The organism is Pelolinea submarina, assembly GCF_003966975.1.
Lineage (GTDB): Bacteria > Chloroflexota > Anaerolineae > Anaerolineales > Anaerolineaceae > Pelolinea > Pelolinea submarina.
Genome location: NZ_AP018437.1, coordinates 852,426 through 878,835, shown reverse-complemented (window position 1 = coordinate 878,835; position 26,410 = coordinate 852,426). Strand labels below are relative to the sequence as shown.

Here is a 26,410-nt window from a genome sequence, read left to right as displayed (position 1 = left end):
AAGAAGACTAAGTTTCACACCTGAGCAAATCATCACGAAGTTGCGTTAGGCTGAGATCTATCTCGGTCAAGGCAAGACAGTGAAAGAAGTCAATAAACTATTATAGATATTTTAGATCTTATCATCCACCATTGGGGATTGTTAAATAAAAATACCGTACTTATACGGTATTTCAGTGACGCACCGGGGAATCGAACCCCGAACCTACTGATTAAGAGTCAGTTGCTCTGCCAGTTGAGCTAGTGCGCCAAGTCGTGCGGGTATTATAACTTAAAGAGGGGGTGTGTCAATAAACCGATGAAAAAAGCGCGGGTGAGTCCGCGCTTTTTCTTTCATTCGAAGTGATCGCTTATTTACAGGTAATGTCAAACTTAAAGGCCCCAAACGACTGGTTATTCGGTGAATCGATATACACCTTTACCCAGTAATTATCGCCTGCGTCCATATCATACCAATGTTCCTCAATCGTTTTCGTTTCGCCTTTATCAAATTTGACATTTGACGGCGATGTTTCAGAAGTATCACTGAATATCAAGTGGTATTTAATGGTGCCCGCGGTACTGGTCGTAATGTTGACCTTGAAAGTATTATCATACGGACAATCCACGTCGGTATGATCTTTAAGCGTAGTAGTCACGCTGGTCACGCGGAAGGCATCCGAAGTCGCCTGGACTTTGACGCTGTTATTGGTAAAGAAATTAACGCCGTCTTCTCCCTGCAGCGCCCAGTAACCGGTATAGGTGCCGGCGATATAGGGGGTCTTCATGGGAACGGATATGGTGATCTGTCCATTCGGCGCAACTTCCTGGGTCAGGTTGACCGACGCAGGTGCTTCCATAGCATCACCGGAAACAAACACCCATTTGTAATTGGTGTTCCATGTGCAGGTACCGGTATTCATGATCGTCCAAGTCTTGGTAAAACCTTGGCTTAATTCGAACTGGGTACCATCCGGGATGGTTTCACTCACGAAGACCGCTTCGTTGCAGGCATGCACAGGAGCTGTGGTGGGCTGCGGCAACGAGCTGACCGTGTTGGTCGGCTGCAGTACCGGCAGCGTAGCCGTTGGTTCGGCAGTCGGAGCCGGCACCGTCATGGTTGGCTGCTGCCGCATCATAGCTTCCACTGTTCCAGCCACCGAGGTGGCCAGTAGATCCACGTCCGGTGTTGGGGTCTTTTCCGGACTCAATGGGAAATTGCAGGCTGACAAAACCAACATCCCAGCCAGTATTAGCGCGGTTGTTATTCGTATCTTCATATAAACCTCCATTTAACTTCAAAGCATCCTGTTAAATATATCATCACAGGATTTTTATACTATATTGATTTTAACGGATAATCAGCCTTTGGCACAAAAAAAAGGCCGGCAGTTTGCCGGCCTTTTTCCTTTAACTTTGATGCAGTTTTTACTCGACTTTGATTTTGACAGATAGCGCGGTGCCAAATTTTACATCTTCATCGGTTTCGAGCTGCCAGTAACCGGTATACGTGCCGGCGCTGGCTGGTGCGGTCAGATCGAGCGAGATGGTGATTTCCTCGCCGGGATCAATTTCGATGCCGAAGACATAGTCATCAGGGCCAGCCATCTGAGTGCCGCTCTTGAAGATTAGGTGATAATCTTCGTTCCAGTCACAATAGCCATCATTGCGCAGCGTCCAAGTCTTGGTGAAGCTTTCACCCGTTGTGAATTCGGTGTTATCTTTGATAGTTTCACTAAGAAATGTTGCATACAAGCATTGGTTCTTATTATACGGTTGATGGTCATAATAAGGACCGCATTCCTCCGGCCATTGAGATTCGCTATACTTGTCACAATAATCATTATCACGATAGCGATCTGGCTCTTGTGTGGGCGCAACCGGTTCCGGCGGTGCCTGTGTGGGCAGCGGTGCCAGGGTGGGAACGACTGCATGGGATGCTTCTTCCTCCATGGCGTCCACCGTCGCCGCTACTGAGGTGGCCATAGCCGATTCTGTATCTGCAAACGGGAAATTACACGCCGAAATCAGAAGGGCCAGGGCTACCACTAACGATAGGGTTGTTACTTTTTTCATTTGAACCTCCATTTTATCTGCATTCAGACAGATAATTTTAAATTATTCACTGTCCTTTATGTTGCAATTATCATACCAATTAGGAAATTCTTATTGATTTGATCCTATCGCACGTCAATAATCAGGTAGACCTGACCAAATTTCCGACCGTATTCATCCTGCAATTGCCAGAATGAAGTATATTCTCCTCTTCGGCACGGTGCATTCATATCCAGCTCCAAGTCCACATATTCACCCGGACGGACCTCATGCGGGAAATACTCGGCGTGCCGAACACCCATAGCATCACCGCTTTGCAGTTCAAGGCGGTAGTCGGTTGTCCAGGTGCAATGGCCGATATTCTTCAAACGCCAAGTTTTGGTGAAGGATTCATTTGGGTAGAAAACGGAATAATCTCGCACCGTCTCGCTGATAAACCTGGCCCGGTTGCATTCCGTGTTGCAATAATTATAGTAATAGTGATCATAATTGTAATCACTATCATAATCACGATACGAATAATCACCACAACAATTCTCTTCAACAGGTTCGGCTGTAGGAGCAGGCTGAGTCGGCTCAGGTTGTGGTTGTTGAGTCGGTGGTATTTGAGCTTCCAATGTCTTGGCGACCAATTTAGCCACCTCATCTTCATCTATCGATGAAAAATCAACCTGGCAGGCTACCGTGACTAACAGCAGTGCTGCGATGATAAGTAGAGACAAGCTTGTTTTTTTCATTTTAGACAATCCTTTTCTTTTCCAAACACCAATTTCATGGTTCATTTACACCGAATGGTGAAATACTGGCCGAGTTATTCCCCTCGCTGCTTTCATCCACCTGGTCGTCTGTATCGATATAAGCTATGGTAGTTTTATTGACCGGGTACCAGCTGGCGAAGGAATAATCACACTCCATCAGCACACTGCCGCCTGCGACCAACCCGCCTACGATATTCCAATTGCAGCTGGGGCTGGCAAATGTTGAAAGCCCGTACCATTCCATCTTGAACCCCCCGCTATCAGCTGTGCCCGCGTTATGGGCACGCACACGCACATGGACATTCTCTCCCTGAGTTGGTGTGGCGGGATTAATAGAGAATTCAGATATGGTCAGGTCCGGCTCAGCCGGCGCAGCCGTCTCTACTGCTTTTATCTCCACCCATATATTATATACAAAAGTATTACCACCGTCATCCACAATTTGCCAAACACCTTTGTATGTGCCGGCGGACCCAGGGGCTTTCAATGCGACACTGATATCTACGGTTTCATTGGGACCGATGGCCTGAGCCAGGTTCTGTGAACTGGGGCCTCCCATCTTGTCACCGCTGCCAAATTTCAATTTATAGTTGGTGTTCCAGGTGCAAGTACCGACGTTTTTTAACCGCCAGGTTTTTGTGAAGTTTTCACCCACCTCAAACTCAGTACCATCCGGTACCGTCTCGCTGATATAAAGCGCATTGTTGCAGGGAGAGGGCGTGTTTGTGGGAGGGGCAGCGATGGTATTCGTTGGAGCTAAGGTCAATGTCGGTTCCGTGCCAACCGTTGCTTCAACGCGACTTCCGCCGGCGGTCAAGGTTTGGGCAATAGCGGTTTGAATTGCCGTTTCTTCATCCTGCCCGCCGCCAAATGAGATAGTACAAGCCATGATCACAAGCATCAAGGCCAACCAGCCGCTCATCAAACGATATATCCTATGCATGCTTCCTCCTTATATATACAAATAATACGTAAAAACATTATATAAGATTTCGCCTCGTGAATAAACGGTATAATTTCCTCATAATTTCTAGCAAAACAGGATAGCGCATTGAAAATTACCCTGGTTATTCCTACTTACAATGAAGCAGAAAACCTGCCCAACCTACTGAAGGCCCTTTTTAGCCTACCGCTGCCGGATTTAAACGTGTTGGTGGTGGACGACAACAGCCGCGACGGCACCGGCGAGATCGCGGAAGATCTAAAGAAAACCTATTCCGGCAAGCTGGACGTGATGCACCGGGCCGGAAAACTGGGATTGGGGAGCGCCTACATTCAAGGTTTTGCCCAACTCTTGGCAGGAGATTCACAAGCCATCGGCCAAATGGATGCGGATTTTTCGCACGACCCGGCCAAGGTAGTTGAATTAGCGAGAGCCCTGGAGACCAGCGATATCGCCCTGGGGTCGCGCTACGTACCCGGCGGCAGTCTGGATAAGGATTGGCCCTACTGGCGCAAGGCGCTTTCTACCTTCGGCAATTTTTACGCACGTACCATCCTGCACCTGCCCATTCGGGATACAACCGGTGGGTTCCGTTTATGGCGCCGAGAAACGCTGGAAGCCATGCCGCTGGAACGCGTGCGCTCCAATGGCTATATCTTCCAGGTGGAAATGGCTTATGTCGCTTATAAATTAGGGTTTCATTTCACGGAAATTCCCATTTACTTTGCCGAACGGCGCTTCGGGCAATCCAAGATGTCCTTGCGCATCCAGATCGAAGCCGCGCTGCGCGTTTGGTCTTTGCGCGGGCAATACCGTGATTTGAAAGTTATAAATAAATAACCACTTATATTCTGAACATAAAAACCGCGCGAAGTTTCGCGCGGTTTTATTTTGGTAATTTCAGGTAAGCTTCCGTCAGACTGCCCCACTCTTCCAATGAGAGGGTTTGAGCCCGACGGTCAGAGCTGATACCGGCTGCCTCCAGCAAAAGCCCGGCGCCCTCGCCGCCCAAACCGGCATGACTGGACAGGGCATTATGCAGCATCTTGCGTTTCTTGGCAAAAGCGCTCTTGGCCAGGCCAAAGAACGTTTTCATATTTTCGTTCGCGATTAGGGGGCGCTCATACAAATCCACCAGCAGCAATGCCGAATCTACTTTGGGAGCCGGATAAAACGCGCCGGCCGCGATGTTAAAGGCCACGCGCGGCGCACCGAAGACCTGCACGCTCAGCGCCAACAGGGATAAGTCACCGGGTTTGGCGCATACGCGTTGGGCGACTTCCTTTTGGATAGTGAGAGCGATACGTCCGGGTTTGACCTCGGCTTCCAGCAGATGCCGGATAAGCGCCGAAGTGATGTAATACGGGATATTGGCCACCACCAGGTAACCGGGTTGATGCATCCACTGGCCCACGTCGGTATCCATAATATCCGCGTTGACCAGGTTGACGTTGGGAAATTCCTTGAGGACTTTCTTCAGAACTGGTGTGAAACGGCTGTCGATTTCCACCGCGCATACCTGCCCGGCTGCGTCCGCCAGGTAACGCGTCAGGCTGCCCAGTCCCGCGCCGATCTCCAGCACCTCGTCCGCGGAGGTTACGCCGGCTGCCTCCACAATACGCTGCAAGTAAGTGTCGTCAACCAGAAAATTCTGGCCCAGGCCTTTTTTAGGCTGCAGGCCATAATCCTTCAACATGGAAGGCACCGGCAGGGGCGATAACGTCAAGGCAGATCTCCCGTGAAACCGGAAGGCATGGGAGTCATAAAGTAAGCTGTCAGGTTCTTACTCCAGGACACGTAAGAATCCGTCGGAAGAAAAACATCCAGCCAATTCTTTCCCGAACAGCCCGGACAAACGTCCAATACCGTACCTACGCCATATCCCGGCACACAGATGCTGCTGCCCTTCAAAATGGAATACCATTCCGGGCTGACAGCGATCACGCCGTAATACGGCCAGATGCCGGAGGCGGTGGTCTGGCCGGTGTCGTGATAGGAAGTCACGTATACTTCTTTTGCCAGGTAATAATCCACAATACACTCGCTGTCGGCAGACGTGCGCACTACCACCTTGGAACCGTAAGTTGTGATCTGGTTGACCGGCTGTTGTGAAACCCATTCCTGCTCCGTCTTTCGGGAAACCTCCTGGCCGTCTTCATAGCGTACGCGCACACTGGTAACCTGCACGCCATTTTCGCCGGCTTGGGTTACTTCCTCCTGGCCGATCTCCATGCTTTCATCGGCTACACGCACTTCCGAATAAGCAACAGCACTTTCTTCCAGAATGGTTTCTTCGTTCACACGCACCACCTTAATGATGCCGTCCGCCGGAATAGGCTGGTCGTCCGCGGGAACCGTTGTATCCAGGTTTTCCAAAGCCAGGCCTGCTTCCGCCAGCGCCTCGCCCACTGTCGCGCCTGAAGAGGAAACCGCCAAAGTTTGCCCGCCAATCTGGATGGTCAGCGGTACGGCCTTGCTGATGGTCACCGCCAAAGGCGCGATGACGGGGGTATCCAGCGGCAGCGAAGTCACATCGCTGGCCGTAAGCCGGATATCCTGCTCCCACAAAGCCGCTCCCAGGGTAGGTGCGGACGAATAGAAAACACGCTGCGTACCGCCGCTGTCAAGCGTGATGGGGTAACCCGATTGATAAGTCAAAGCCTGTCCCTGTTTGGCCGGCAGTTTAAAATCGGGAGAAATCTCCACGCCGGAATACAGGATGCTGTCGCCGGGATAAAGCGGGATGCCCGCCTTTAAAAGACAGTTGGCGGCAATCAAATCGGTAACCTGAATTTCCACCGGTGCGTCCGAAGAATTGGTCCAAACTTCGGCGCTGAAAGCTTTTGGGGAAACATACCAGGCATATAACATCAACAGGATTCCCAACCCTATTAGAATAATCGCGGTAGGTTTCCCAAATTTTTTAAGTAGTTCCATTGCGGGTGATTTTATCAGAAAAAACAAAAACCCCGCAAAGGGGGTTTTAGTGCCGAGAGCCAGAATCGAACTGGCGACACCGCGATTTTCAGTCGCGTGCTCTACCAACTGAGCTATCTCGGCGGAAAGTAGGGCTATTCTACACGTTACCGAATGGCTTGTCAAGCAAACTATTCAATAAATATAGTTTATACTATCTAGATTGTTTCGTAATATTAATAATTCCGCCGATCCCTTATTTGTGCATTTCTTATGAAATAAATTATAATAATTCCCGTTATTGATGAACAGACAGTACTTTTTAGGAGAGCAAATTGATACGTTCTGCCAGGCTCATAATCATATCGCTGATCTTAGGCACATTGTTCCTAAATTTTTCATCCATTCAAGCCCAAACGCAGGATTCAGCGGATGTTAACATCTACTTTTTCTGGGGAGATGGCTGCCCGCACTGCGAGGAGGAAAAACCATTTCTCGATGCCCTGGTCAGCGAATACGACCAGGTTGGCCTGGTTGACTACGAAGTTTGGTATAACCGTGATAATCAGGAAATACTCAAACAATTCAGCCAGGTATTAGGTTTTGAACCCAGCGGCGTACCGGTTACCGTAATTGGAGACCGTTATTGGATCGGTTTTCGGGAGGATTACAAAGCCGAGATTGAAAGCGCCCTGCAGCAAACTTTGGACGACCCCAGCGCTACGGATATCGGCCTCAGCCTGGCAAGCGCCGCTCAGGACGCAGCCGACACGCAGGCTTCCGCCCCGCAGCCCGCGGCCGAACCTGCCGCGACCCTGGAAGCATCACAGTCCACCGTCCTGCCCGAACCTGAAATAGGCGTGGATACCCAACCCCAGGAGCAAATCGTTAACCTGCCGTTGATCGGCCCGGTCAATCTGGAAAAGGAATCTCTGGCGCTCAGCACAGCCATTATCGGCTTTGTGGACGGCTTCAACCCCTGTTCACTGTGGGTATTGAGTGTTTTGCTGGCGTTAACCCTGCACAGCGGTTCGCGCAAAAAAATTCTGGTAGTCGGGTTGACCTTTCTGATCGTTACCACCATCATTTACAGCCTGTTTATCACCGGTGTGTTCACCCTGCTCTCTTATATCGGATATTTGAAGTGGATCCAGATCGGTGTGGCTTTGATTGCGCTGACTTTCGGTGTTGTAAACTTCAAGGATTATTTTTGGTACAAAGAGGGTGTTTCCTTCACCATCTCCGACAAACGCAAACCCAAACTCTATCAAGACATGCGTAGCACGGTGTCGGACACTCGCTCCCTGATCGGCCTGGCCGGTTCATCAGCCGCGTTGGCTGTGGGCGTATCCTTCGTCGAATTCTCCTGCACGGCCGGTTTTCCGGTGATCTGGAGCAATCTGGTGGCAGCCAATCAAGTCACCACGCTCGATTTCATCCTGCTGTTGGGGCTGTATATGCTGATTTACCTGCTGGATGAATTGGCGGTCTTTATTTCCGCCGCAGTCACCATGAAAGCCAGCCACATGGAAGAGAAGCATGGCCGCTTGCTAAAGCTGGCCAGCGGGGTAATCATGCTGGCTCTGGGCATTGTCATGCTGGTCAATCCCCAATGGATGAACAACGTGGGAACTTCTCTGCTGGTCTTTCTAATCGCCATCGCGGCCACATTGCTGATATCCCTCATTCACCGTAAGATTCTGCCCCGCTACGGCATCCTGATCGGTAGTGAGCTGAAAACCGACAAGAGACGCAAACACACAAAACACTGATCCCCAATAAAGTTGGACATAAAAAGGCTCGCAGCATGCTGCGAGCCTTTTCAAAATAAAAATTTCCCTGGAGGGAAGATTTTTGTGGATATTCCGACACTCTCATACCAAATGGCAAGCCGCATAATGCTCCGGCCGGATCTCGCGGTTTTCCGGGCGCACTTGCGCACAAATATCTTTCGCTAACCGGCAGCGCGTGCGGAACGGGCAGCCTGAAGGCGGATGGATAGGCGAAGGCACATCGCCTTCAAGAATAATGCGTTGACGTTTACCGCGCACTTTGGGGTCTGGGATAGGCACCGCCGAGAGCAGCGCCTGGGTATATGGGTGCAGCGGATTCTCATACAGCTCATCGCGCGCAGCCAATTCAACGATGTGGCCCAGGTACATGACCGCTACGCGGTTGGAAATGTGGCGCACCATGGAAAGATCATGCGCGATGAACAGATAGGTCAGGTTCATCCGGCGCTGCAGGTCTTCCAGCAAATTGACCACCTGCGCCTGAATGGAGACGTCCAGCGCGGAAATCGGTTCATCACAGATGATCAATGATGGATCCAAAGCCAACGCGCGGGCAATGCCGATGCGCTGGCGCTGTCCGCCGGAAAATTCGTGCGGGTAACGGTTGGCATAATTAGTCGCCAGTCCAACCATATCCAACAATTCCTGCACGCGCCGTTTGGCTTGTTCACCCTGATGGGTATGATGGATCAGCATCGGTTCGGCAATGATCTGCCCAACAGTCATGCGCGGGTCAAGGCTGGCATAAGGATCCTGAAAAATCATTTGGATCTTGCGGCGCGTCTGGCGCAGCGCGCTGCCGCTCACGCCGGTCAGGTCGGTACCTTCGAAGATGACATTCCCGCTGGTAGGGCGATAAAGCTGGATGATGGTGCGTCCGGCTGTAGATTTTCCGCAGCCCGACTCTCCCACCAACCCCAATGTCTCACCGCGGCGCATATCGAAGCTGATATCATCCACCGCATGCACGTACCCGCTGGTGCGCTGCAGAATGATACCCTTGCGGATGGGGAAATACTTCGCCAAGTTTTTTACCTGCAAGATGGGTTGATCCGGGTTCATAGTACATCCTTTCCGGGTAGTGGATTCACCCAACAAGCCGTGCGATGGCCCGCCTTCACTTCCGCCAGCAGTGGGTTTTCCTTGAAACAGCGCTCCTGAACATAAGTGCAGCGCGGTGCGAAGGGACAAGCCTGCGGTTTTTGCAGCAACACCGGCGGCAGGCCATCAATGGCTGTCAGACGGCGATTGCCGGCACTATCCAGGCGCGGCAGACTGCCCAACAGTCCAATGGTATAGGGGTGGCGTGGATTGGCGAAGAGTTCCTCAACCGCTGCTTCTTCCACAATCAGACCGCCGTACATGACCGCCACGCGGTCAGCCAACTCAGCAATAATACCCAGGTCGTGCGTAATCCAAATCATGGCCATACCCAACTCATCACGCAATTGCCTGACCAGCTCGATAATTTGCGCCTGAATGGTAACATCCAGCGCCGTGGTAGGTTCGTCCGCAACCAGTATTTTCGGCGAGGTGATCAGCGCCATGGCAATCATCACACGCTGTCGCATGCCACCGGAAAATTGGTGCGGGTAGGAATTGAGATGGTCGCGCGCGTTGGAGATACCCACCATTTCGAGCATTTTCACGGCCTGTTCCTGCGCCTCGCGCTGGCCCACGCCGATCTTCTCGAGCGGCTCTGTCACCTGCCGGCCAATGGTCAGCACGGGGTTCAACGAGGTCATCGGATCTTGAAAAACCATGTTGATATGCGTTCCGCGCACCTGCCGGATCTCTTCATCAGACATCTTGAGCAGATCCTTCCCCTGGAAGCAAGCCGAACCGGCCGCGATCTTTCCCGGAGGCGTGGGGATAAGCCGCAGCATCGACATGACCGTCACGCTTTTGCCCGACCCGCTCTCGCCCACGATGCCCAGCGTTTCACCCTGATCCAGATTGAGCGAAACGCCGTTGACCGCGTGCACCACGCCTTCGCGTGAGCGGAACTCGGTTTCAAGCCCTTGAACACTCAGTAGTTTTTCCACGGCAGCCTAATCTATCGCGCCTTTATCCGCCGCGATTTGGATATATTCCAGGAACACGGCCGCATCGGATTTGATATTATCTTTCAATCCCTCAATCACGAGATACTCATTGGGGGCATGGATGCGCGCGCCGTGCCCCAAGCCATAAGCAACGAAGGGCAGATGCAGCGGGCGTATGGTAAACAGATAGGCCGGGCCGGTGCCGGGCAGCAGCGGCCATACTTCGGTTTCTTTGCGTCCGCTGCCGTGCATGGCGCGGATGGCCGCTTCCGCCAGGTCGTTTTCGGGGTCTGTCTTGGACCAGTAAGTACCCTCGGCAAAGACCACCGAGATATCTTCAAAACCGTGCTTCTTAAGATGTGCCAGGATCTTTTCCAGAATGTCGTCTGGATCCTGATTGGGCACCAGGCGGCAGTCGAACTTGATGCGCACGCGGTAAGGCACAATCGTCTTGGTGCCCGCGCCGGTGTAACCGCCGTAAACACCGGGGATATTCATGGTGGGTGAATACAGGAACTGAGTCAACAGCTCTTTACCATGCGCCGTACCCTTGAATTTCTTTACATCCAGCGCCTCTTTGAACATCTCTTCATCGAAAGTTTTGGCAAGTTCTTCCACGAACTTCGCATCCACCTCGCTGATGGGCGCCACGTCGTCGTAAAAACCATCCACCAGTATCTTTCCGTCCGGGCTGCGCATGGAATTCAGCGCCCAGGCCAGCCGCCAGATGGGGTTTTCTACCCAGGCGCCGTTCATGGAATGGATATCGGTACTACAGGGGCCGCCCCACTCACCGCCCTTGACTTCCAGCTCAAAATACATCATGCCTTTATTACCCAGCAGGACTTTGGGCTTGTGGTTCTCATCTTCGCGCGTACCGGGCAGGAAGACACCATCGGCATGCGATAATTCTTCAGCATATTCATTGACGAAACGTTTAAGGTTGAGGCTGCCGGCTTCTTCTTCGCCCTCAATCACAAATACGAAGTTGAGCGGCACATCACCCATCACCCGCTGCATGGATTCGATGGCTTTGAATGAAGCCACCAGCGGGCCTTTGGAATTGGTGATACCGCGGCCCACGATGCTGGGGCCAAAGCCAGGCAAGTCCACGATATCCGCGCTGAAAGGTTCCACTTTCCATTCTTCCAGTGGTTCTGGCGGCTGCACATCGTACAGACAATAGATGATCAGCGTTTTGGCTTTGGGGTTCTTGCTGCGGACAGACCCATACACTACCGGGCTGCCTTCCTCATACTCCACCAGGCGTACATCGCTGGAACCCAGGCGGCGGATGTGTTCAGCTACCATCTTGGCGCACTCATGGATGCCAATGTTCTGCGAAGCAATACTGGGCTGGCGTACCAGTTCGCGTGCCTCTTCCATATATTGTGAAAAGTTCTTTTCAATATCCTGATCGACTTGTTTCTTCAATTCTTCTGCGTTAAACATGGTTGCTCTCCTTTTCGTAAAACTTCGGTCGGGTAATCACCCTCCCGAAGAATTCAATTTAAATGTCGTAAGTTGTTTTGGGGTCCAGCACGTCCCGCAGCCAGTCGCCCACAAAGTTGAAAGCCAACACCGTGATCACAATCGCGATGCCCGGGAAGGTTGCCAGCCACCAGGCATTGGACAGGTAATCCCGGCCGGTCGCCAGCATATTACCCCAAGTCGCAATGGACGGTGGCACACCCATACCCAGAAAGGTCAGAGATGCTTCGGCAATAATGTATACGCCGATTTCCAGGCTGGAATAAATAATGATAGGCGTAACCAGGTTGGGCAGGATATGCCGCACGATATTGTGGAAATCGTTCGAACCAATGGTGAAAGACGCCTGAATATATTCCTGTTCGCGGATTGACAATGTTTGGCCGCGTACCAGTCGAGCGTAAGAAGCCCAGCCGGTGATGCCCAGTACAATGATGATATTGCGCAGGCTGGAACCCAGGGTGACCGAAAAAGTAATGGCCAATAATAAGAACGGGAAAGCCAGGAAAACATCTACCAACCGCATGATGACCGTATCCACCCAGCCGCCAAAATATCCGGCAATCAATCCCAGCGTGGATCCGATTAGGCAGCTGATGGCGACGCCGGCCACACCGACCAGCAAAGAAATCCGAATTCCATAGATCAAACGGCTGAAAATATCACGGCCGAGTTGATCGGTCCCCAGCAGATATTGCGGGTCTCCGCCTTCCATCCAGGCTGGTGGAGTCAACCGTACCCGGATACTTTGCGCCGTGGGGTCATGCGTCGCAAACTGGCTTTGAAAAACCGCAATCAGCAGCAACGCCACGATAACAATAAACCCGAATGTTGCGGTGCGGCTTCTCAATAGCAGGGTTAAATAGCGCTTGATCCCTGAAGTTTTTGCGGCCGCGGGTTCCGGCAGCCCCGGTTGATAATTAAGCGATTGTTCCATAATAAAACCTATTCCAATCGTATCCTGCGATCGATTACTACGTAGGTGAAATCGGTAATCAAATTAATAATGACAAAAAATACGGCGATAATGAAAACGGTCGCCTGGATCACCGGAAAATCAAACTCGTTGATGGATTCCACCAATAAATTGCCGATGCCCGGCCAGGCAAAAATAGTTTCAATTATGATCGAGCCGCCAAGCAAATTTCCCATTTGCAGCCCGACAATAGTAACCACCGGGATCAGGGCATTATGCAGCGCATGCCGGATGATCACTACCCTTTCCTTTAATCCTTTACCACGGGCAGTGCGGATAAAATCGGAACCCAATACTTCCAGCATGCTGGAGCGAGTTAGCCGGGCCACCACCGCCGCCATGCTGGTTCCCAAAGCCAAAGCCGGCATCAGGATTTGCCTGGGACTGCCATACCCGGAAGGCGGCAGCAGTTTCAGGCGGATGCTGAACACCAGGATCATCATGATACCCAACCAGAAGCTGGGGATTGCGCGTGAAAAAACAGCCAAAACCGTGGCAATATTATCAAAAATCGAATAGCGCTTGATGGCGGAAATACAACCCAGGATCAATCCCATTGGGAGTGAAATTAACAATGAAACCAGAGTCAATTGCAGCGTGGGGCCAATGTGCATTTTGATCAATTCCAAAGCAGGCCGGTCATACGTATAAGAATTGCCAAAATCCCCGCGTATTATCCCGTACATATAGGAGCCATATTGTTCAATCAACGGGCGATCAAGCCCAAGCTTTCGGCGAAGATCATCAATGCTTTCCAAAGTGCTTTCCGGGCTGACCATCAGCCGCGCCGGGTCACCCACTGCCCTAAGCAGAAGAAAAACAAAAGTACTGATTATGAACAGTACAAAAACTGTCTGGATTAACCGTTTGACGACATATCTTCCCATAACACTCCCTTCTCCGCCCCCTGGTTCACAATCAAAGCGCCTTGTTGACTCATATGCACCTACCCTTCAACTGATAATTATTATGAAGCGATTGAGGACCGGACTTCAAGCCCTCAATCGCATTCCTAAACCAGGACAGGTTTATTCGGCGAAAAATTGCGAGCCGAATTACTCAGCAGCGGACATTTCGCTGCCCAGGATATATTGATCCCGGCGGGGTGTCCAGTTGATTTTATTGCTGACGCCATAAATATCCATGGCATCGTACAGGAAAATAGCCGGCGCTTGCTCGTAAATATAAACCTGAATGGCCTTGTGCTTGGCAATGCGCTCATCGGTATTCACCGTACTGCTGGCATCTTGAATCATGGCATCCAGCGTTTCATCGCGAAGGTAGGAAGTGATACCGGTAGACTGCATGGTTCCGGATAACGGAGAATTGGCATCCGGTTCGCGAGAACCCCAGTTCCACACCCATAAAGCGTCGCCCACATGGGCTTCCTGGCCGCCAATATACATATCGCGGATACCCTGGTATGACTGCGGGTTGACTTCCGCGTTGATGCCGACTTCCTGGAGCATGCCGGCGATCGCTTCAGCAACTTCATCTCCCTTGGTGATGATTTCACCGTTGGAAGTGATTTTCAGGGAAATATCACCGTCGCCGTAACCTGCGTCAGCCAACAATTCTTTGGCTTTATCGGGGTCATAGGCATAGGGTTGAAGCGTCTCATCAAAACCAACGAAATCTTCACGATAAATGGTAGCCAAACGGGTGGCATAACCAGACAGAATGGTTTCGATGATGCCATCCACGTCCACAGCGTAGTTCAGAGCCTGGCGCACGCGCACATCCTTTAGAAAATCAGGGCCGTCTTCCAACAAGTCCATACCGATATAAGGAACGCGTTTGCTGTCAACAGCTTCAATGTGCACATTTTTGTCTTCTTCAACGGTGGGGATATCTTCGGGAGAAATGTCCAGAACAATATCCGCTTCGCCGGTCAGCAGTTCAGCCAGACGGGTGGAAGCTTCCGCAACTGGGCGGAAAATGAGCGTATCGATTGCGGGACGGCCGTTCCAATATTCATCATTCGCTTCCAGTACGATGCGCTGGTTGGGGGTGAATTCTGCCAATTTGTATGGGCCGGTTCCAATCGGATGCTGGCCGAATTCTTCAGTACCGGCTTCTTCGGTATATTGAGGAGGCAGGATCAGCAAGCCAAAAACTTTGGCGGGAATAAGCGGATCGGGTTGGGTGGTGACCAGTTGAACTGTGTAATCATCCACAACTACCGCTTCCTGCAAAGTCTTGAAGGACGAGCTGTCATTGGCCTCATCCGGATCCAACATTCTATCAACTGTATATTTCACCGCTTCTGCGTTGAAATCTTCGCCATTTTGGAACTTTACGCCTTCGCGCAGCTTGAATTCCCAAGTGGTATCATCCACTGCGGTCCATTCCGTGGCCAGCGCGGGCAGAACTTCTTTCATATCCTCGGATTGCTTGGTCAACCCTTCAAAAATATTGAAGGAAATGTTGCCGCCTGCAGATCCACCGGCTTTCTGCGGATCCAGTGTCGAGGGATCGGCACTTTGCACAACAATCACCTGGCTGACATCCTCTGTGGTGGCTGCGGCCTCAGTTTCACTGGCGGCGGAACCGCAAGCGCTCAATAACAATGCGCCTACCATTACCAGACTGATTAACAGGCTAATACGAGGTTTACCCTTATTTACATTCATTACTTCTTCTCCTTTGACATAATCCCGCCCTATCTACTAACTTCCTCTCCAGATAGAACAGGTCACCCGCAATGCTCATTTCGTACTCATTCTTGTGGCCGGAAAATCGACCAGCCTTTGAGAAGGGCGCCCTCCTGCACCCAATCAACGCATACCTATAAATCAGCCGAGCGCGCCCTTCCCAGACAATAACTGTAACGTTCGCTTACCAATATTTTCATTTATTTGGCTGGATGGTTAGTTTTTTAACCGCAGCGCCGTCGCTCCTTCTCCTACGATGTAGGTGTAATCTCCCGGGTACATGACACTCGGCAGTGTCTTCATCATCAACGGAATGGTCTCTTCGCAAGGTGCGCACAGTGATTCGACAACTTCAAAGGTGTATGGATTGATGATCTTACCCAAGGCTGTACCTTTGGGAACAGGTTGATTGAGATGTTCGATACCCAAATCCGGTACGAAGAAACCGCCGTTACGAGCGCGCAGCAGCGGACGCTGCTTATCGCGAATCACTAATTGTTCAGCCGGAATTTCCGGTTTGCCCGGCAGCATGCCCTTATATTTCATGATGTTGTATATTCCGCGAATGGCTTCGGCTTTTTTCTCTTGCGGAATTTCGATGCCGCCGTGTTCTACCAACAACGCGCCTTTGCCCTGCGACGCGGCGTAATCGGTGACCGTGCCGGAGAAGGCCGGGGTGCCGGCATAAATACACTTGAAGCCGTACATACTGGCTAATTCCAATTCCGCATCATGCGCATCCGGGTCGGTTGTGCGCGCATAAATATAATGAATCACCGTATCAGAACCACTGTGAAAATCCATGACCAGGTCGCATTGATCTACGGCTTCAGTGATTACTACAGCCATTTGCTGAGTTACCCAACCGGGGTTGTACGGGTTATCAAATCGTGCCGGGAAAACTCGGTTCATATTCCAACCGTCCTGCGGTGTGTGGCGCCGGTTGGCCGCCGCTGCCAACGGATTGCAAACCGGGATGACTGCCACAGAACCCTTCAAACCGTCTGTGTTCAAGCCGGTATAGAACTGCATCAAGGTTGCCGCAACCGATAAAGCATCACCGTGCAGCGCATTCGTGATCAGGATGGTTGGGCCGTCTTCAGTACCGGCAGCCAAATGCACCGGAATTTGCAGCATATTGCCATCCGGCAGCAAACCCACCGGAACCTGTCCGAACTGCTTTTCCCCCGGTTTTGCTTCAACATTCAAAAACTTTCTTATACCCATAAAAACACCCATAAATCCCTTCTTATTAAAAAAACCTATAAATTCAATTTCAACAATTTAGCCGCAGTCTTCCACAGAATCTTTTCCTTGCTCTCCTGGGGCACGTTCATCTTTTCGATAGCTTCCAGATTGTATTTGAAGCGCCACGTGCGGCTTGGGTTGGAATCCGTACCGAAGATCAATTTATCATCTCCGCGCAGCAAATCCAGATATAACTCGCCGATGTTGGGCATCACCCGTGTGATTTCCGCCAGGCGCAAAGTGGTATCCAGGTACACTTTGGGGTGTTTGGCTGCGATGCAGGGGTCATATCCCAGCGGGTTGCCGTGCGCCATCACAAAGGTCAGGTTGGGGTGGCGGATGGCCAGCTCGTCAAACAACAGCGGGTCGCCGAAAGCTACCGTAGCTTTTTGCGCATAGATCGGGCCGGTATGGAATAGAATCGGAATATCCAATTCAATAGCCTTTTCCAAGACGGGCGTGATGAGCGGGTCCACCGGTGAGAAATTTTGCATGGGCGGATGCAGTTTCAGACCTTTGAAACCGTAATCCTTGATATAACGCTCCAGCAGTTTTTCAGCGCCGGGTTCGCGCGGCATCACGGATGCGAAACCCATTAAACGGTCCGGGTGTTGTTTTACCAGTGAATATACATAGTCATTTGAGCGGCAAATCTCTTCTACGCTTTCGCCGAGGGGATGAATCACCGCCATATCAATTTTGTTTTCGTCCATGCTATCAAGGTAATCCTTGAATTCTCCCCGTTCAGGTGCATGCGTGTGAAAATCAATGATCATTCGGGAGCTCCTTTGATTGGTTTAATTGTTTGATTTCTTCTATGTGAGCAACATAATCATAATTACGCTTGATCTCATCGCCCACGAACATCACCTTGATAGAGAGAATGCCTTCCATTTTTGCCACTTGTTCCATCAGGAAGTGGAAGTATTGCTCCATGTTTTGGAAAAACGCCATAACAACCAGATTATGTTCCCCGCTGGCATAGGCCACGTAGCGTACTGCGTTAATCTCCGCAAAGCCTTTTGCAGCTGAAGCCAGGTGGTTGAATTCAACGTCCACCCCCATAATGACGTGCACATCAAATCCGATCAACAGCGGGTTGGTTATCCCCACAATGCGCAAGACGTTATTGTCGATCATACGTTGGATGCGGTTGCGCACCGTATTGACCGATGTCCCCAACAATTTACTCAGGTCAACGTTCGTTATCTGCCCGTCCTTCATGAGCACTTTTAGAATCTGATAATCGAGGTCGTCCAATTCAGTCATATTTTCCTTCTATTGACTTGAAAATATTTCAGCCAATTATATATATTAATAAATTATTGTCAATATATTATCATATTTATTGATTATATTTCACTACTATTTTGATTTTTCGGTATTTTTTGCATTTTAAGATTAATATTTAATTATCCAGCTAAATATTCAGACATAATTGCGTTGTTAAACCTGGTTTTCCCTGAATAAAGCTACTCCTTTCCTTATTAAATAGTTTTTTCTAGGGAAGCTGCCGGATTTTTACAAACCCGAACGTATGAATTTGACAGTCAAAACCGCCACAGCTAAAATGAATTTAACATGGATAAAATCAAACCTGCAGACAATCATTTCGTAATCGGCCTGACCGGCAATATCGGCAGCGGCAAAAGTTTGGTGCGCAAGATGCTGGAACATTTAGGCGCGCTGGGCGTGGATGCCGATTGGGTTACCCGCCAGGCATCTCAAATAGGCGGACCGGCGTACGATTCCATCGTCACCCGCTTCGGCAAAGGAATCCTGGATAAAAACGGGGAGATTAACCGAAAACAGTTGGGCTTGCAGGTTTTTTCCGGCCGCAAAGCTTTGGAGGATTTGGAAGAAATTCTGCATCCGTTGGCCTCCCTTGCCACCCGGCGGATTATTGCGCAATCGCCTTTGCCGGTAGTCGTTGTGGAAGCCATCAAAGTACTGGAAAGCGACCTGGCCGGCCAATGCCAGAGTATTTGGGTGGTGGAAGCGGACGAGCGCAGCGTTTACGAAAGGCTGGAACGCACCCGCGGCATGTCGCCTACGGATGCGCGCGCCCGCCTGGCCCAACAAACACCCGCTGCCCAAATGGAGGAAAAGGCGGATGTGGTTATCAACAACAACACAAGCATCGCCTCGGCCTGGGAACAGGTTAGCTCAGCCTGGCAGGCCCTGCCCCTCCCCACCTGGGACGCCGCATCCTTTTCGGCGCTCCAACAGCAAGCCCACCTGCTGCCCGTAGATATGGTCGGGCTGAAGCAAGCGCATACATTTATGCGGGAAAATCCGGACAGTCTGCCGGCGCGCTTCCTGGAATCGCAGCGGTTAGTTGACCCGAAAATAAACGATCAACAGGATTTGCTGCTGCGGGATATGCTGCGTTTCTACTTCAGCGCAGCGCAGGAAAATGAATTGGCCATTTGGAATCGTGATGGGTTTACCTGCCGTCTGGAAGGTTATCAATTTACGGCAGAGCACAGCAGCGAAAAGCTGGAGACCCTTATTAAAGGAATAGAAGCCTTAAATGCCTATTACCTTTGCGGAAAACTGAGCCTACCCGCGCGTAACGAGGATGCATCCATGCTGGCACGCCTGGGTTATGATATACGCAAGAGCATGGAAGACCGCTCCAACCCGGCATTAAAGGCAGGGTACAATCTATATAGCAAATCAAATCCGGATTTATTAAGATTGTTTTAAGAGATTATTGAATCGATATGGCAAACCTATTTTCTGAAATCGCATTCCTGATTCAGCGTTTCGACTGGCTCAGTTTGTTGGACATTATTCTGGTCAGTGCGATCTTCTATGCCTTACTGCTCCTGTTCAAGGATACACAAGCGCAGACTTTGCTGCGCGGTGTTATTTTTCTCGTGATCGCCATTAGCCTGGTAACTACTCTGATCAACCTGCCGGCTTTCTCCTGGTTGATCAGCAATACCCTGCCCTCATTACTTTTCACCATTCCGGTCATCTTCATGCCAGAGTTGCGCCGGGCATTGGAACGTCTGGGGCGCGCCGGTTCAAGCACTTTTCTCTTCGAACATGAAAACACGGATATGGAAAAGATTCGGCGCATGGTCAAGGCAGTGGTCAGCGCTTCTTCGCGTTTGTCCGTCTTTCGCCAGGGCGCTTTGATTGTCCTGCAGCGCAAGGACAGCCTGCGTGAATACGAAGACACCGGTGTGAAAATGGGAGCGCTGGTTTCCCCTGAACTCCTGCTGCAAATCTTCTATCCCAACACCCCGCTGCACGACGGCGCTGCTATTCTAGTCGGCGACCGCGTCAGCGCGGCGGCTTGCGTGATGCCGCTCTCATCCAGCGGTGTACTTAACAGCTCCCCTGAGCGCCAGATGGGCCTGCGCCACCGCGCGGCCCTGGGTATCTCGGAAGCTACCGATGCCATCGCCGTGGTCGTCTCCGAGGAAACCGGCTCAATATCACTGGCTCACCGCGGACGCATCCTGCGGCGTATCAGTGCGGATAAACTCGAAAACGTACTGATGGCTTTTTACCAGCAGCAAATTGGAGAGCAGGAAAAATTCAACCTCAGGCAATTTATCCTGGCGATATTCAAATCCAACAAACAGGGGAAGGACTAACATGAACCCCCTTAAACGCATAACCATAAATCTGCCCATCTTATTGACTGCCCTGGCATTGGCCGTTGCGGTTTGGGTGCTGGCAGTGACCACCACCGATCCGGTGGAAAAACGCAATTATTCTCGTCCGGTCGAACTGGAAGTGTCCGGCCTCAACACGAATTTAATCGTCACCAGCGAACTGCCTGAACAAGTATCTCTGACACTCAGCGCGCCCAGCTCAATTTGGACCTCGGAATTAAGCAACGCGAATGTGATCAGGGCCTTCCTGGATCTGAGCGGATTGGAAGCCGGGAACTACACCCTGCCAATTGATCTGCAAATCGACGCGCAACCGGTCAAGGTGGACAATTACTCACCCAAAGAAGTGGAAGTCCGCCTGGAACAACTTTACACCAAAGACCTGTCCATCACCCTGGTACAGCCTTCCAGCCCGGCGGTCGGCTACGAAGCCGGTGCGCCCAAGCTGAGCACCGATACGGCCACAGTCAGCGGCCCGTCCTCCCAGGTGGAAAAAGTCGCGGAAATCCGTGCCACGCTGGACATCAGCCAGGCCAAAGAGGATATCGACCGTGACTTGGAGCTGTTAGCCCTGGATGAAAACGGCCTGCCTGTCGATAACGTGACCATCAGCCCGGAAAAGGTGAATGTCACCATGCCCATCAGCCAGCGCGGCGGTTACCGCAACGTTTCCGTCAAAGTGCTCACCAGCGGGCAAATCGCCAGCGGTTATCGCTTGACCAATATCTCGTCGAATCCACTGGTGGTAACGGTTTATTCGTCCGATCCGGAACTGGTTAATAACCTGCCCGGTTACATTGAAACCCAGCCGCTCAACCTCACCGATGCGCAGGAGGACTTACAAGTTTCTCTGCCGTTGGCGGTTCCCAGCGGTATTTCTGTGGTGGGCGAATCCACTATCAAGGTGACAGTATCCATCTCACCCATCCAGGGAAGTGTTACACTTACCAGTCTGCCGGTGGAAATTGTTGATTTGCTGCCGGATTACAATGTGACTCTCTCCCCGGACCGCGTGGACGTAATCCTTTCCGGGCCAATACCCACCCTGGATCAATTGAGTTCCAGCGACGTACGCGTCTTGATCAATCTTTCGGATTACACCGAAGGCGTCTATCAATTGGAACCGTTGGTGGAGCTGGATGTTACCGGAATTTTGGTGGAGTCCAAACTGCCTGCTTCCATTGAAGTAGAAATAATGCCTGTGGTTAAACCGACTGCCGCTCCATAACAGACTATAAATTATTTTATTAGAGAGAATTAGATGAACCTACCGATCGTTGCCATTGTTGGCCGCCCTAATGTGGGCAAAAGTACCCTTTTTAATCGTCTGGCGGGCGAACGCCTGGCGATTGTGGACGACACCCCCGGGACGACCCGCGACCGGTTATTCGCTGAATCGGATTGGAATGGACGCCGGTTTCACATCGTGGATACCGGCGGCATCGACCCCACCAGCGGCAGTTCCAAATCACCGCTCAGTATTTCCTCAAAGGAATACATTCAGGAAATCCGCAATCAAGCCATGGCAGCCGTTCAGGAAGCGGATGCGATTCTCTTACTGGTGGATGCCATCAGCGGCATCACGCCTGCCGACCTGGAAGTGACCGAGCTGCTGCGCGCCCGGCAATTGAAGCGCGAAGGCCAACCCTGGCCGCCCATCCTGTTGGTGGTCAACAAAGCCGACAATCAAAAATTCCGCGAGAATGCGGTGGAATTCTATCAACTGGGCTTGGGCGAACCATATCCCATCTCGGCGGTACACGGTACCGGCACCGGCGATTTACTGGACGCGCTGGTGGCAACTTTCCCAAATACGAAAGATGCCGAAGATGACAATTCCGTTAAAATCGCCATTGTGGGTATCCCGAACGCCGGTAAATCCAGCCTGCTCAACCGCCTGGTGGGTGAAGACCGGGCTATTGTCAGCTCTATTGCCGGCACCACGCGCGACGCAGTGGATACACCCATGATGTTCAACGATATACCCATCACCCTGATCGATACGGCCGGTATTCGGCGACGCGGCAAGGTGGAACACGGGGTGGAACAGTACAGCGTGCTGCGCAGCATGCACGCCATCGAACGCTGCGATGTCGCTTTGCTGATGATCGATGCCACCAAGGAAATCAGTGCTCAGGACACCCATATCGCCGGTTTCATTCAGGAAGCTGGAAAAAGTGCCGTGGTGCTGGTCAACAAATGGGACGCCATCGAAAAAGACACCTTCACAATTGAAGATTTCAAAACGAATATCCGCCGCGCGCTGAACTTCATGGACTACGTGCCGATCCAGTTTATCTCGGCACTGACCGGTCAGCGCGTTGAGAAAGTCCTGCCGCTGGCGCTGGAAGTGCAGGAAGAGCGCATGGTGCGCCTGGGCACTTCCGCTTTCAACCGCATCCTGATGCGCGCGCAGGACGCCCACTCCCCGGCCTCCAAGACCGGCCGCATCCTGAAAATCTATTACGGTACCCAGGTGCGCAGCGACCCGCCCACCTTCATCTTATACGTGAACGAACCCAAGCTGGCGCATTTCACCTATTTACGCTATCTGGAGAACTGTATCCGTAAGGAATACCCTTATACCGGCACGCCCATCCGTCTGGTTCTGAAAGGCCGCGGCTAAGCCGGGGTATAATCCCCCCATCCTTAACTTTTGAGGCATACTTTTGGAAAATCGACCCGATAATTTACCCATTGAAGTAGACGATGACCCTCTGGAAACCAGAAAGACGATGCGCACACTGCTGGAGATCTTCCAGACGCTGCTGCTAGCAGCGGTTTTCTACTTTTTAATCGACGCCGTTGTCGGGCGCGAGATGGTGCAGAAGATCAGCATGGAACCCACCCTGGTGCAGGGGGAAATCCTGATGGTTAATAAGATGGCTTATAAGTTCAATGAACCGCAATACGGCGAGATCATCACGTTTAAGTACCCTCTGGATCCCGATCTGGCTTACGTTAAACGCGTCATTGGACTGCCAGGCGACGAGGTTGAAGTGACCGGCGGGCAGGTCTATGTCAACGGCCAGCTTTTATACGAACCGTACATTTCCGCAGCTCCGGAATACGAAGGCGTCTGGGATGTACCGCCGGATGAATTGTTTGTATTGGGAGATAACCGCAATCCTTCCGCGGATTCGCACGTGTGGGGTTTTGTACCGGAAGAAAACGTGATCGGTAAAGCCTTTTTAGTTTACTGGCCGGTGGATAAAATTCGGACGCTTAAAGCCCCCGATATTTTTGCGCACTGAGTGGCTTATTACCACTTCCGCGTCAAGCGCGCAAAATATTTGTAGCGGTCGCCGCGGTAAAGAATGGTAACAAATTCAATGGCCTTGCGGTCCTGCGACCACAAGGTCCTTTCATTTAATAACAATGGGCTGCCGACCGGAACTTGCAGCATATCTGCTTCTTCAGGCGTCGCCAGCGTAACTTCCAGTGTTTCGTCCGCTTCGGTTGGGTAAATGCCATATTTCTGTTCGAGCATGGCATAAATGGAGCCCTTGTTTTCGATTTCCTCACGGGTGATGGACTGGTTATCTTCCAATGCCAGGAAAGAATCCTGCAAGCCAATGGGTTCATCGTTGCCGGTGCGCAAGCGTTTGATGCGCAGCACGCGCGCATCCGCAGCATTCAGCCCTAACTGGTGCGCAATCTTGGGGCTGGGGACGACATAACCGAATTCCAGAATGCGCTGGCCGGGTTCCAAGCCACGGCTGCGCATATCTTCCGAGAAACTGGTCAATTCCAGCATACCCTTCTGTAATTTGGGTGGTGATACGAAGGTGCCCTTGCCGTGCACGCGGTACAGGTAGCCCTGGCGTTCCAACAGGTCAATGGCCTGGCGGATAGTCGGGCGGCTGAGGTTATATTGTTCTTCCAACTGGCGTTCCGATGGGATAACATCCCCGGCGGAGAACTCGCCGTTGAGGATCCGCTCGCGCAAAATGTTTGCGAGCTGGTAATACTTCGGAACGATATTGGCTGGATCAATCATACTTGACATACTGTTTTTCCCGTGCTAAGATTAACTCGACAAGATGTTAAGTGGTCTTTACCAGTCATTTTAACATCCTCAACCTGCTTTTGTCAAACTCAAAAGATAAGGTACAAAATGAATTATATATCCGAAACAGACATCCGTAATATCGTCCAAAAAGTGATGGCTCAGACTTCTACTCCTGGTCAAACCGCCGTTGCCCGACCTGCCGATCAGCCCTGTGCGTCCGGAAAAAAGCGCACCATCGCAGTAGGCAGCGATCACGGCGGTTACGACCTGAAAACCATCGTCATTGCTTATTTACAGGAAATGGGCCACACCGTGATCGACTGCGGCACCCACAGCAAAGAAGCGGTAGATTATCCCGATTTTGCTTTCGCGGTAGCCGACAAGGTCCGCCAGGGCATTGCCTGCCGCGGCATCGTGATCGACGCCGCCGGTATCGGCAGCTGCATGGCCGCCAACAAGGTACCGGGCGTGCGCGCCGCCATGTGCGTGGACTACGCCACTGCCTCCAACAGCCGCGAACATAACAACGCCAATGTGTTGTCGTTGGGCGCCGGTTTGCTGGGCGTCAACCAGGTTAAGCTGATCATCAAGACCTTTTTGGAAACCGACTTCGGCGGCGGCAGACACGCCCGCCGAGTGGACAAAATCACCGACATCGAAAAAAAATTTACGAAAGAGGGATAAAGAAATGATAACTGATCCCAAAAACATTGAAAACATCGCTGAAATTGTCACCCGCGAGATTTTAAGCGCACTGGTGGAGGAATCCAACCAGACCGAAACCTCGCAGGGGCAGCAGTGCAAAGTCGAATGCGTGGATAATATCTGCGTAAAAACCTGCTTCGATGAAGTGGGACATGTCATCAGCGCCGGCGCGGAACGCATCAGCAGCACGCTCGGCAGCATACCGGACGACCTGAGCAAGGCCAGCTACATCGACCACACCATGCTCAAGCCGGAAGCCACCACCGAACAAATCACGCAGCTCTGCAAAGAAGCGCGTGAAAATCATTTCGCATCCGTGTGCGTCAACCCCACCCACGTCAGACTGTGCGCCGAATTGCTGCGCGGTTCCGGCGTGAAGACAGGCTGCACAGTCGGGTTTCCTTTAGGAGCCAACACACCCGAAGTGAAAGCCTTTGAAACCCGCCAGGCCGTTGCCAACGGCGCCGGCGAGGTGGATATGGTCATCAATATCGGTGCGCTGAAAGACCGCAACCTGGAACTGGTAGCGCGCGATATCCTGGCGGTAGTACAGGCCGCGCACGACGGCAACATCCTGATGAAAGTGATCATCGAAGCCGCGCTGTTGACCGATGAAGAAAAGCAAATCGCCTGCCTGCTGGCCAAAGAAGCCGGGGCAGATTATGTCAAAACCTCCACCGGTTTCTCCATTGGCGGAGCAACCGTCGAAGACGTCGCCCTTATGCGCCGCACAGTCGGCCCGCTGATCGGTGTGAAAGCCGCCGGCGGCATCCGCACTCTGGACGATTTCGAAAAGATGATTAAAGCCGGGGCCACCCGCATCGGTGCCAGCGCCGGTGTGCGCATCGTACAGGGCGATAAAGCGCCCTCGGATACCCCCAAAGGCTATTAAAGAAAGAGGAAAAGAGTATGCTGATTGCCCGAGTGATTGGTACAGCAGTTTCCACCATGAAAGATGAAAAGCTGGAAGGACGCAAATTACTGGTCGTCCAGCAGACCGATGAGTACGGCAAAGCCAGCGGAAAGCCCTTTGTGGCGATTGATTCTGTGGATGCCGGCGTGGGCGACCTGGTGCTGACCGCAGCGGGTTCCAGCGCGCGCCAAACCACCGTCACCAAGGATCGTCCGGTGGACGCGGTCATTATGGCAGTGATTGATTCTTTGGAAGTGGAAGGGAAATCGACCTTCCGGAAAAGTTAAACGA

General features: G+C 51.7%; 26 protein-coding genes and 2 tRNA genes. 10 read left to right on the top strand and 18 right to left on the bottom strand.

Features of this window, described 5'->3' with window-relative positions:
- Positions 1 to 176: 176 nt before the first annotated feature.
- The 5 genes from Pelsub_RS04045 to Pelsub_RS04025 form a co-directional block, all read right to left on the bottom strand.
- Positions 177 to 249: transfer RNA gene (locus Pelsub_RS04045), tRNA-Lys, on the bottom strand.
- 100 nt (positions 250 to 349) lie between these two features.
- Complete coding sequence (locus Pelsub_RS04040) at positions 350 to 1,258, bottom strand: NBR1-Ig-like domain-containing protein (protein WP_158674971.1); 909 nt, start codon at positions 1,256 to 1,258, stop codon at positions 350 to 352.
- Between the two features lie 148 nt (positions 1,259 to 1,406).
- Positions 1,407 to 1,964 carry an NBR1-Ig-like domain-containing protein gene (locus tag Pelsub_RS04035; protein WP_158674970.1) on the bottom strand — a complete coding sequence of 186 codons (558 nt, stop codon included), beginning with the start codon at positions 1,962 to 1,964 and terminating at the stop codon, positions 1,407 to 1,409.
- Positions 1,965 to 2,158: 194 nt separating this feature from the next.
- On the bottom strand, positions 2,159 to 2,815 hold the full coding sequence (locus tag Pelsub_RS04030; protein WP_116225812.1) for an NBR1-Ig-like domain-containing protein: 657 nt from the start codon (positions 2,813 to 2,815) through the stop codon (positions 2,159 to 2,161).
- Positions 2,805 to 3,734 carry an NBR1-Ig-like domain-containing protein gene (locus Pelsub_RS04025; protein ID WP_116225813.1) on the bottom strand — a complete coding sequence of 310 codons (930 nt, stop codon included), beginning with the start codon at positions 3,732 to 3,734 and terminating at the stop codon, positions 2,805 to 2,807. The genes Pelsub_RS04030 and Pelsub_RS04025 overlap by 11 nt, the downstream gene beginning before the upstream one ends.
- Positions 3,735 to 3,842: 108 nt before the next feature.
- Between Pelsub_RS04025 and Pelsub_RS04020 the strand changes: the two genes are divergently transcribed.
- Entirely contained in the window at positions 3,843 to 4,574 is a 732-nt protein-coding gene (locus Pelsub_RS04020) for a polyprenol monophosphomannose synthase (protein WP_116225814.1), read from the top strand.
- Between the two features lie 46 nt (positions 4,575 to 4,620).
- Here the strand turns inward: Pelsub_RS04020 and rsmA are convergent, their stop codons facing one another.
- From rsmA to Pelsub_RS04005, 3 genes are all read right to left on the bottom strand, one after another.
- The gene (gene rsmA, locus Pelsub_RS04015; RefSeq protein ID WP_116225815.1) at positions 4,621 to 5,460 is read right to left on the bottom strand and encodes a 16S rRNA (adenine(1518)-N(6)/adenine(1519)-N(6))-dimethyltransferase RsmA; all 840 of its coding nucleotides are present in this window, start codon (positions 5,458 to 5,460) and stop codon (positions 4,621 to 4,623) included.
- Positions 5,457 to 6,671 carry a G5 domain-containing protein gene (locus Pelsub_RS04010; protein WP_126440393.1) on the bottom strand — a complete coding sequence of 405 codons (1,215 nt, stop codon included), beginning with the start codon at positions 6,669 to 6,671 and terminating at the stop codon, positions 5,457 to 5,459. Before Pelsub_RS04010 ends, rsmA begins: the two co-directional genes overlap by 4 nt.
- Before the next feature lie 50 nt (positions 6,672 to 6,721).
- Positions 6,722 to 6,794 (bottom strand) — tRNA-Phe (locus Pelsub_RS04005).
- 191 nt (positions 6,795 to 6,985) lie between these two features.
- Here Pelsub_RS04005 and Pelsub_RS04000 point away from each other — a divergent pair.
- On the top strand, positions 6,986 to 8,422 hold the full coding sequence (locus Pelsub_RS04000) for a hypothetical protein (protein ID WP_116225817.1): 1,437 nt from the start codon (positions 6,986 to 6,988) through the stop codon (positions 8,420 to 8,422).
- A gap of 102 nt (positions 8,423 to 8,524) precedes the next feature.
- Here Pelsub_RS04000 and Pelsub_RS03995 read toward each other — a convergent pair whose 3' ends face one another.
- The 9 genes from Pelsub_RS03995 to Pelsub_RS03955 all read right to left on the bottom strand — a co-directional run bounded on the left by Pelsub_RS03995 (position 8,525) and on the right by Pelsub_RS03955 (position 18,126).
- Complete coding sequence (locus Pelsub_RS03995) at positions 8,525 to 9,505, bottom strand: ABC transporter ATP-binding protein (protein ID WP_116225818.1); 981 nt, start codon at positions 9,503 to 9,505, stop codon at positions 8,525 to 8,527.
- Positions 9,502 to 10,488 carry an ABC transporter ATP-binding protein gene (locus Pelsub_RS03990; RefSeq protein WP_116225819.1) on the bottom strand — a complete coding sequence of 329 codons (987 nt, stop codon included), beginning with the start codon at positions 10,486 to 10,488 and terminating at the stop codon, positions 9,502 to 9,504. The genes Pelsub_RS03995 and Pelsub_RS03990 overlap by 4 nt, the downstream gene beginning before the upstream one ends.
- Before the next feature lie 6 nt (positions 10,489 to 10,494).
- A complete protein-coding gene (locus Pelsub_RS03985; RefSeq protein ID WP_116225820.1) occupies positions 10,495 to 11,940 on the bottom strand; it encodes a M20/M25/M40 family metallo-hydrolase in 1,446 nt (481 codons plus the stop codon).
- Positions 11,941 to 11,998: 58 nt separating this feature from the next.
- The gene (locus Pelsub_RS03980; RefSeq protein ID WP_116225821.1) at positions 11,999 to 12,916 is read right to left on the bottom strand and encodes an ABC transporter permease; all 918 of its coding nucleotides are present in this window, start codon (positions 12,914 to 12,916) and stop codon (positions 11,999 to 12,001) included.
- Between the two features lie 8 nt (positions 12,917 to 12,924).
- Positions 12,925 to 13,842, bottom strand: coding sequence for an ABC transporter permease (locus Pelsub_RS03975; protein WP_116225822.1), 918 nt, complete (start codon positions 13,840 to 13,842; stop codon positions 12,925 to 12,927).
- Positions 13,843 to 14,010: 168 nt separating this feature from the next.
- Positions 14,011 to 15,588 (bottom strand): ABC transporter substrate-binding protein, encoded by a 1,578-nt coding sequence (locus tag Pelsub_RS03970; RefSeq protein ID WP_116225823.1) that lies wholly within the window; start codon positions 15,586 to 15,588, stop codon positions 14,011 to 14,013.
- Positions 15,589 to 15,825: 237 nt separating this feature from the next.
- Complete coding sequence (locus tag Pelsub_RS03965) at positions 15,826 to 16,818, bottom strand: succinylglutamate desuccinylase/aspartoacylase family protein (protein WP_158674969.1); 993 nt, start codon at positions 16,816 to 16,818, stop codon at positions 15,826 to 15,828.
- A 53-nt stretch (positions 16,819 to 16,871) separates the two neighbouring features.
- Positions 16,872 to 17,633, bottom strand: a complete 762-nt coding sequence (locus tag Pelsub_RS03960) for an amidohydrolase family protein (protein ID WP_116225825.1) — start codon at positions 17,631 to 17,633, stop codon at positions 16,872 to 16,874.
- Positions 17,623 to 18,126 (bottom strand): Lrp/AsnC family transcriptional regulator, encoded by a 504-nt coding sequence (locus Pelsub_RS03955; RefSeq protein WP_116225826.1) that lies wholly within the window; start codon positions 18,124 to 18,126, stop codon positions 17,623 to 17,625. Before Pelsub_RS03955 ends, Pelsub_RS03960 begins: the two co-directional genes overlap by 11 nt.
- 312 nt (positions 18,127 to 18,438) lie before the next feature.
- Here Pelsub_RS03955 and coaE point away from each other — a divergent pair, with 312 nt between their 5' ends.
- Genes coaE through lepB form a run of 5 tightly spaced genes read left to right on the top strand, consistent with a single transcriptional unit; the run spans position 18,439 to position 23,743 of the window.
- Positions 18,439 to 19,566: a dephospho-CoA kinase gene (gene coaE / locus Pelsub_RS03950; RefSeq protein ID WP_116225827.1), complete on the top strand. Its 1,128-nt coding sequence runs from the start codon at positions 18,439 to 18,441 to the stop codon at positions 19,564 to 19,566.
- Positions 19,567 to 19,583: 17 nt separating this feature from the next.
- The gene (gene cdaA / locus Pelsub_RS03945) at positions 19,584 to 20,468 is read left to right on the top strand and encodes a diadenylate cyclase CdaA (protein ID WP_116225828.1); all 885 of its coding nucleotides are present in this window, start codon (positions 19,584 to 19,586) and stop codon (positions 20,466 to 20,468) included.
- 1 nt (position 20,469) lies between these two features.
- Positions 20,470 to 21,717, top strand: a complete 1,248-nt coding sequence (locus Pelsub_RS03940) for a CdaR family protein (RefSeq protein WP_116225829.1) — start codon at positions 20,470 to 20,472, stop codon at positions 21,715 to 21,717.
- 33 nt (positions 21,718 to 21,750) lie between these two features.
- Complete coding sequence (der, locus tag Pelsub_RS03935; RefSeq protein ID WP_116225830.1) at positions 21,751 to 23,115, top strand: ribosome biogenesis GTPase Der; 1,365 nt, start codon at positions 21,751 to 21,753, stop codon at positions 23,113 to 23,115.
- A gap of 43 nt (positions 23,116 to 23,158) precedes the next feature.
- Positions 23,159 to 23,743, top strand: coding sequence for a signal peptidase I (lepB, locus tag Pelsub_RS03930; protein WP_198418390.1), 585 nt, complete (start codon positions 23,159 to 23,161; stop codon positions 23,741 to 23,743).
- A gap of 8 nt (positions 23,744 to 23,751) precedes the next feature.
- Here the strand turns inward: lepB and Pelsub_RS03925 are convergent, their stop codons facing one another.
- Positions 23,752 to 24,498 carry a GntR family transcriptional regulator gene (locus Pelsub_RS03925; RefSeq protein WP_116225832.1) on the bottom strand — a complete coding sequence of 249 codons (747 nt, stop codon included), beginning with the start codon at positions 24,496 to 24,498 and terminating at the stop codon, positions 23,752 to 23,754.
- 108 nt (positions 24,499 to 24,606) lie between these two features.
- Here Pelsub_RS03925 and rpiB point away from each other — a divergent pair, with 108 nt between their 5' ends.
- The 3 genes from rpiB to Pelsub_RS03910 all read left to right on the top strand — a co-directional run bounded on the left by rpiB (position 24,607) and on the right by Pelsub_RS03910 (position 26,406).
- Positions 24,607 to 25,185 (top strand): ribose 5-phosphate isomerase B, encoded by a 579-nt coding sequence (gene rpiB / locus Pelsub_RS03920; protein WP_198418389.1) that lies wholly within the window; start codon positions 24,607 to 24,609, stop codon positions 25,183 to 25,185.
- Positions 25,186 to 25,417: 232 nt separating this feature from the next.
- Entirely contained in the window at positions 25,418 to 26,098 is a 681-nt protein-coding gene (gene deoC, locus Pelsub_RS03915; RefSeq protein WP_408635081.1) for a deoxyribose-phosphate aldolase, read from the top strand.
- A gap of 17 nt (positions 26,099 to 26,115) precedes the next feature.
- On the top strand, positions 26,116 to 26,406 hold the full coding sequence (locus Pelsub_RS03910) for a EutN/CcmL family microcompartment protein (protein ID WP_116225834.1): 291 nt from the start codon (positions 26,116 to 26,118) through the stop codon (positions 26,404 to 26,406).
- The last annotated feature ends 4 nt before the right edge of the window (positions 26,407 to 26,410 follow it).

Excerpts from the sequence above, each read along its gene's own strand:
- Pelsub_RS04040 (WP_158674971.1), bottom strand. The coding sequence starts at position 1,258 with ATGAAGATACGAATAACAACCGCGCTAATACTGGCTGGGATGTTGGTT.
- Pelsub_RS04035 (WP_158674970.1), bottom strand. The coding sequence starts at position 1,964 with ATGGCCACCTCAGTAGCGGCGACGGTGGACGCCATGGAGGAAGAAGCA.
- Pelsub_RS04030 (WP_116225812.1), bottom strand. The coding sequence starts at position 2,815 with ATGAACCATGAAATTGGTGTTTGGAAAAGAAAAGGATTGTCTAAAATG.
- Pelsub_RS04025 (WP_116225813.1), bottom strand. The coding sequence starts at position 3,734 with ATGCATAGGATATATCGTTTGATGAGCGGCTGGTTGGCCTTGATGCTT.
- Pelsub_RS04010 (WP_126440393.1), bottom strand. The coding sequence starts at position 6,671 with ATGGAACTACTTAAAAAATTTGGGAAACCTACCGCGATTATTCTAATA.
- Pelsub_RS03995 (WP_116225818.1), bottom strand. The coding sequence starts at position 9,505 with ATGAACCCGGATCAACCCATCTTGCAGGTAAAAAACTTGGCGAAGTAT.
- Pelsub_RS03985 (WP_116225820.1), bottom strand. The coding sequence starts at position 11,940 with ATGTTTAACGCAGAAGAATTGAAGAAACAAGTCGATCAGGATATTGAA.
- Pelsub_RS03980 (WP_116225821.1), bottom strand. The coding sequence starts at position 12,916 with ATGGAACAATCGCTTAATTATCAACCGGGGCTGCCGGAACCCGCGGCC.
- Pelsub_RS03975 (WP_116225822.1), bottom strand. The coding sequence starts at position 13,842 with ATGGGAAGATATGTCGTCAAACGGTTAATCCAGACAGTTTTTGTACTG.
- Pelsub_RS03970 (WP_116225823.1), bottom strand. The coding sequence starts at position 15,588 with ATGAATGTAAATAAGGGTAAACCTCGTATTAGCCTGTTAATCAGTCTG.
- Pelsub_RS03960 (WP_116225825.1), bottom strand. The coding sequence starts at position 17,633 with ATGATCATTGATTTTCACACGCATGCACCTGAACGGGGAGAATTCAAG.
- Pelsub_RS03955 (WP_116225826.1), bottom strand. The coding sequence starts at position 18,126 with ATGACTGAATTGGACGACCTCGATTATCAGATTCTAAAAGTGCTCATG.
- coaE (WP_116225827.1), top strand. The coding sequence starts at position 18,439 with ATGGATAAAATCAAACCTGCAGACAATCATTTCGTAATCGGCCTGACC.
- cdaA (WP_116225828.1), top strand. The coding sequence starts at position 19,584 with ATGGCAAACCTATTTTCTGAAATCGCATTCCTGATTCAGCGTTTCGAC.
- Pelsub_RS03940 (WP_116225829.1), top strand. The coding sequence starts at position 20,470 with ATGAACCCCCTTAAACGCATAACCATAAATCTGCCCATCTTATTGACT.
- der (WP_116225830.1), top strand. The coding sequence starts at position 21,751 with ATGAACCTACCGATCGTTGCCATTGTTGGCCGCCCTAATGTGGGCAAA.
- Pelsub_RS03925 (WP_116225832.1), bottom strand. The coding sequence starts at position 24,498 with ATGTCAAGTATGATTGATCCAGCCAATATCGTTCCGAAGTATTACCAG.
- rpiB (WP_198418389.1), top strand. The coding sequence starts at position 24,607 with ATGAATTATATATCCGAAACAGACATCCGTAATATCGTCCAAAAAGTG.
- Pelsub_RS03910 (WP_116225834.1), top strand. The coding sequence starts at position 26,116 with ATGCTGATTGCCCGAGTGATTGGTACAGCAGTTTCCACCATGAAAGAT.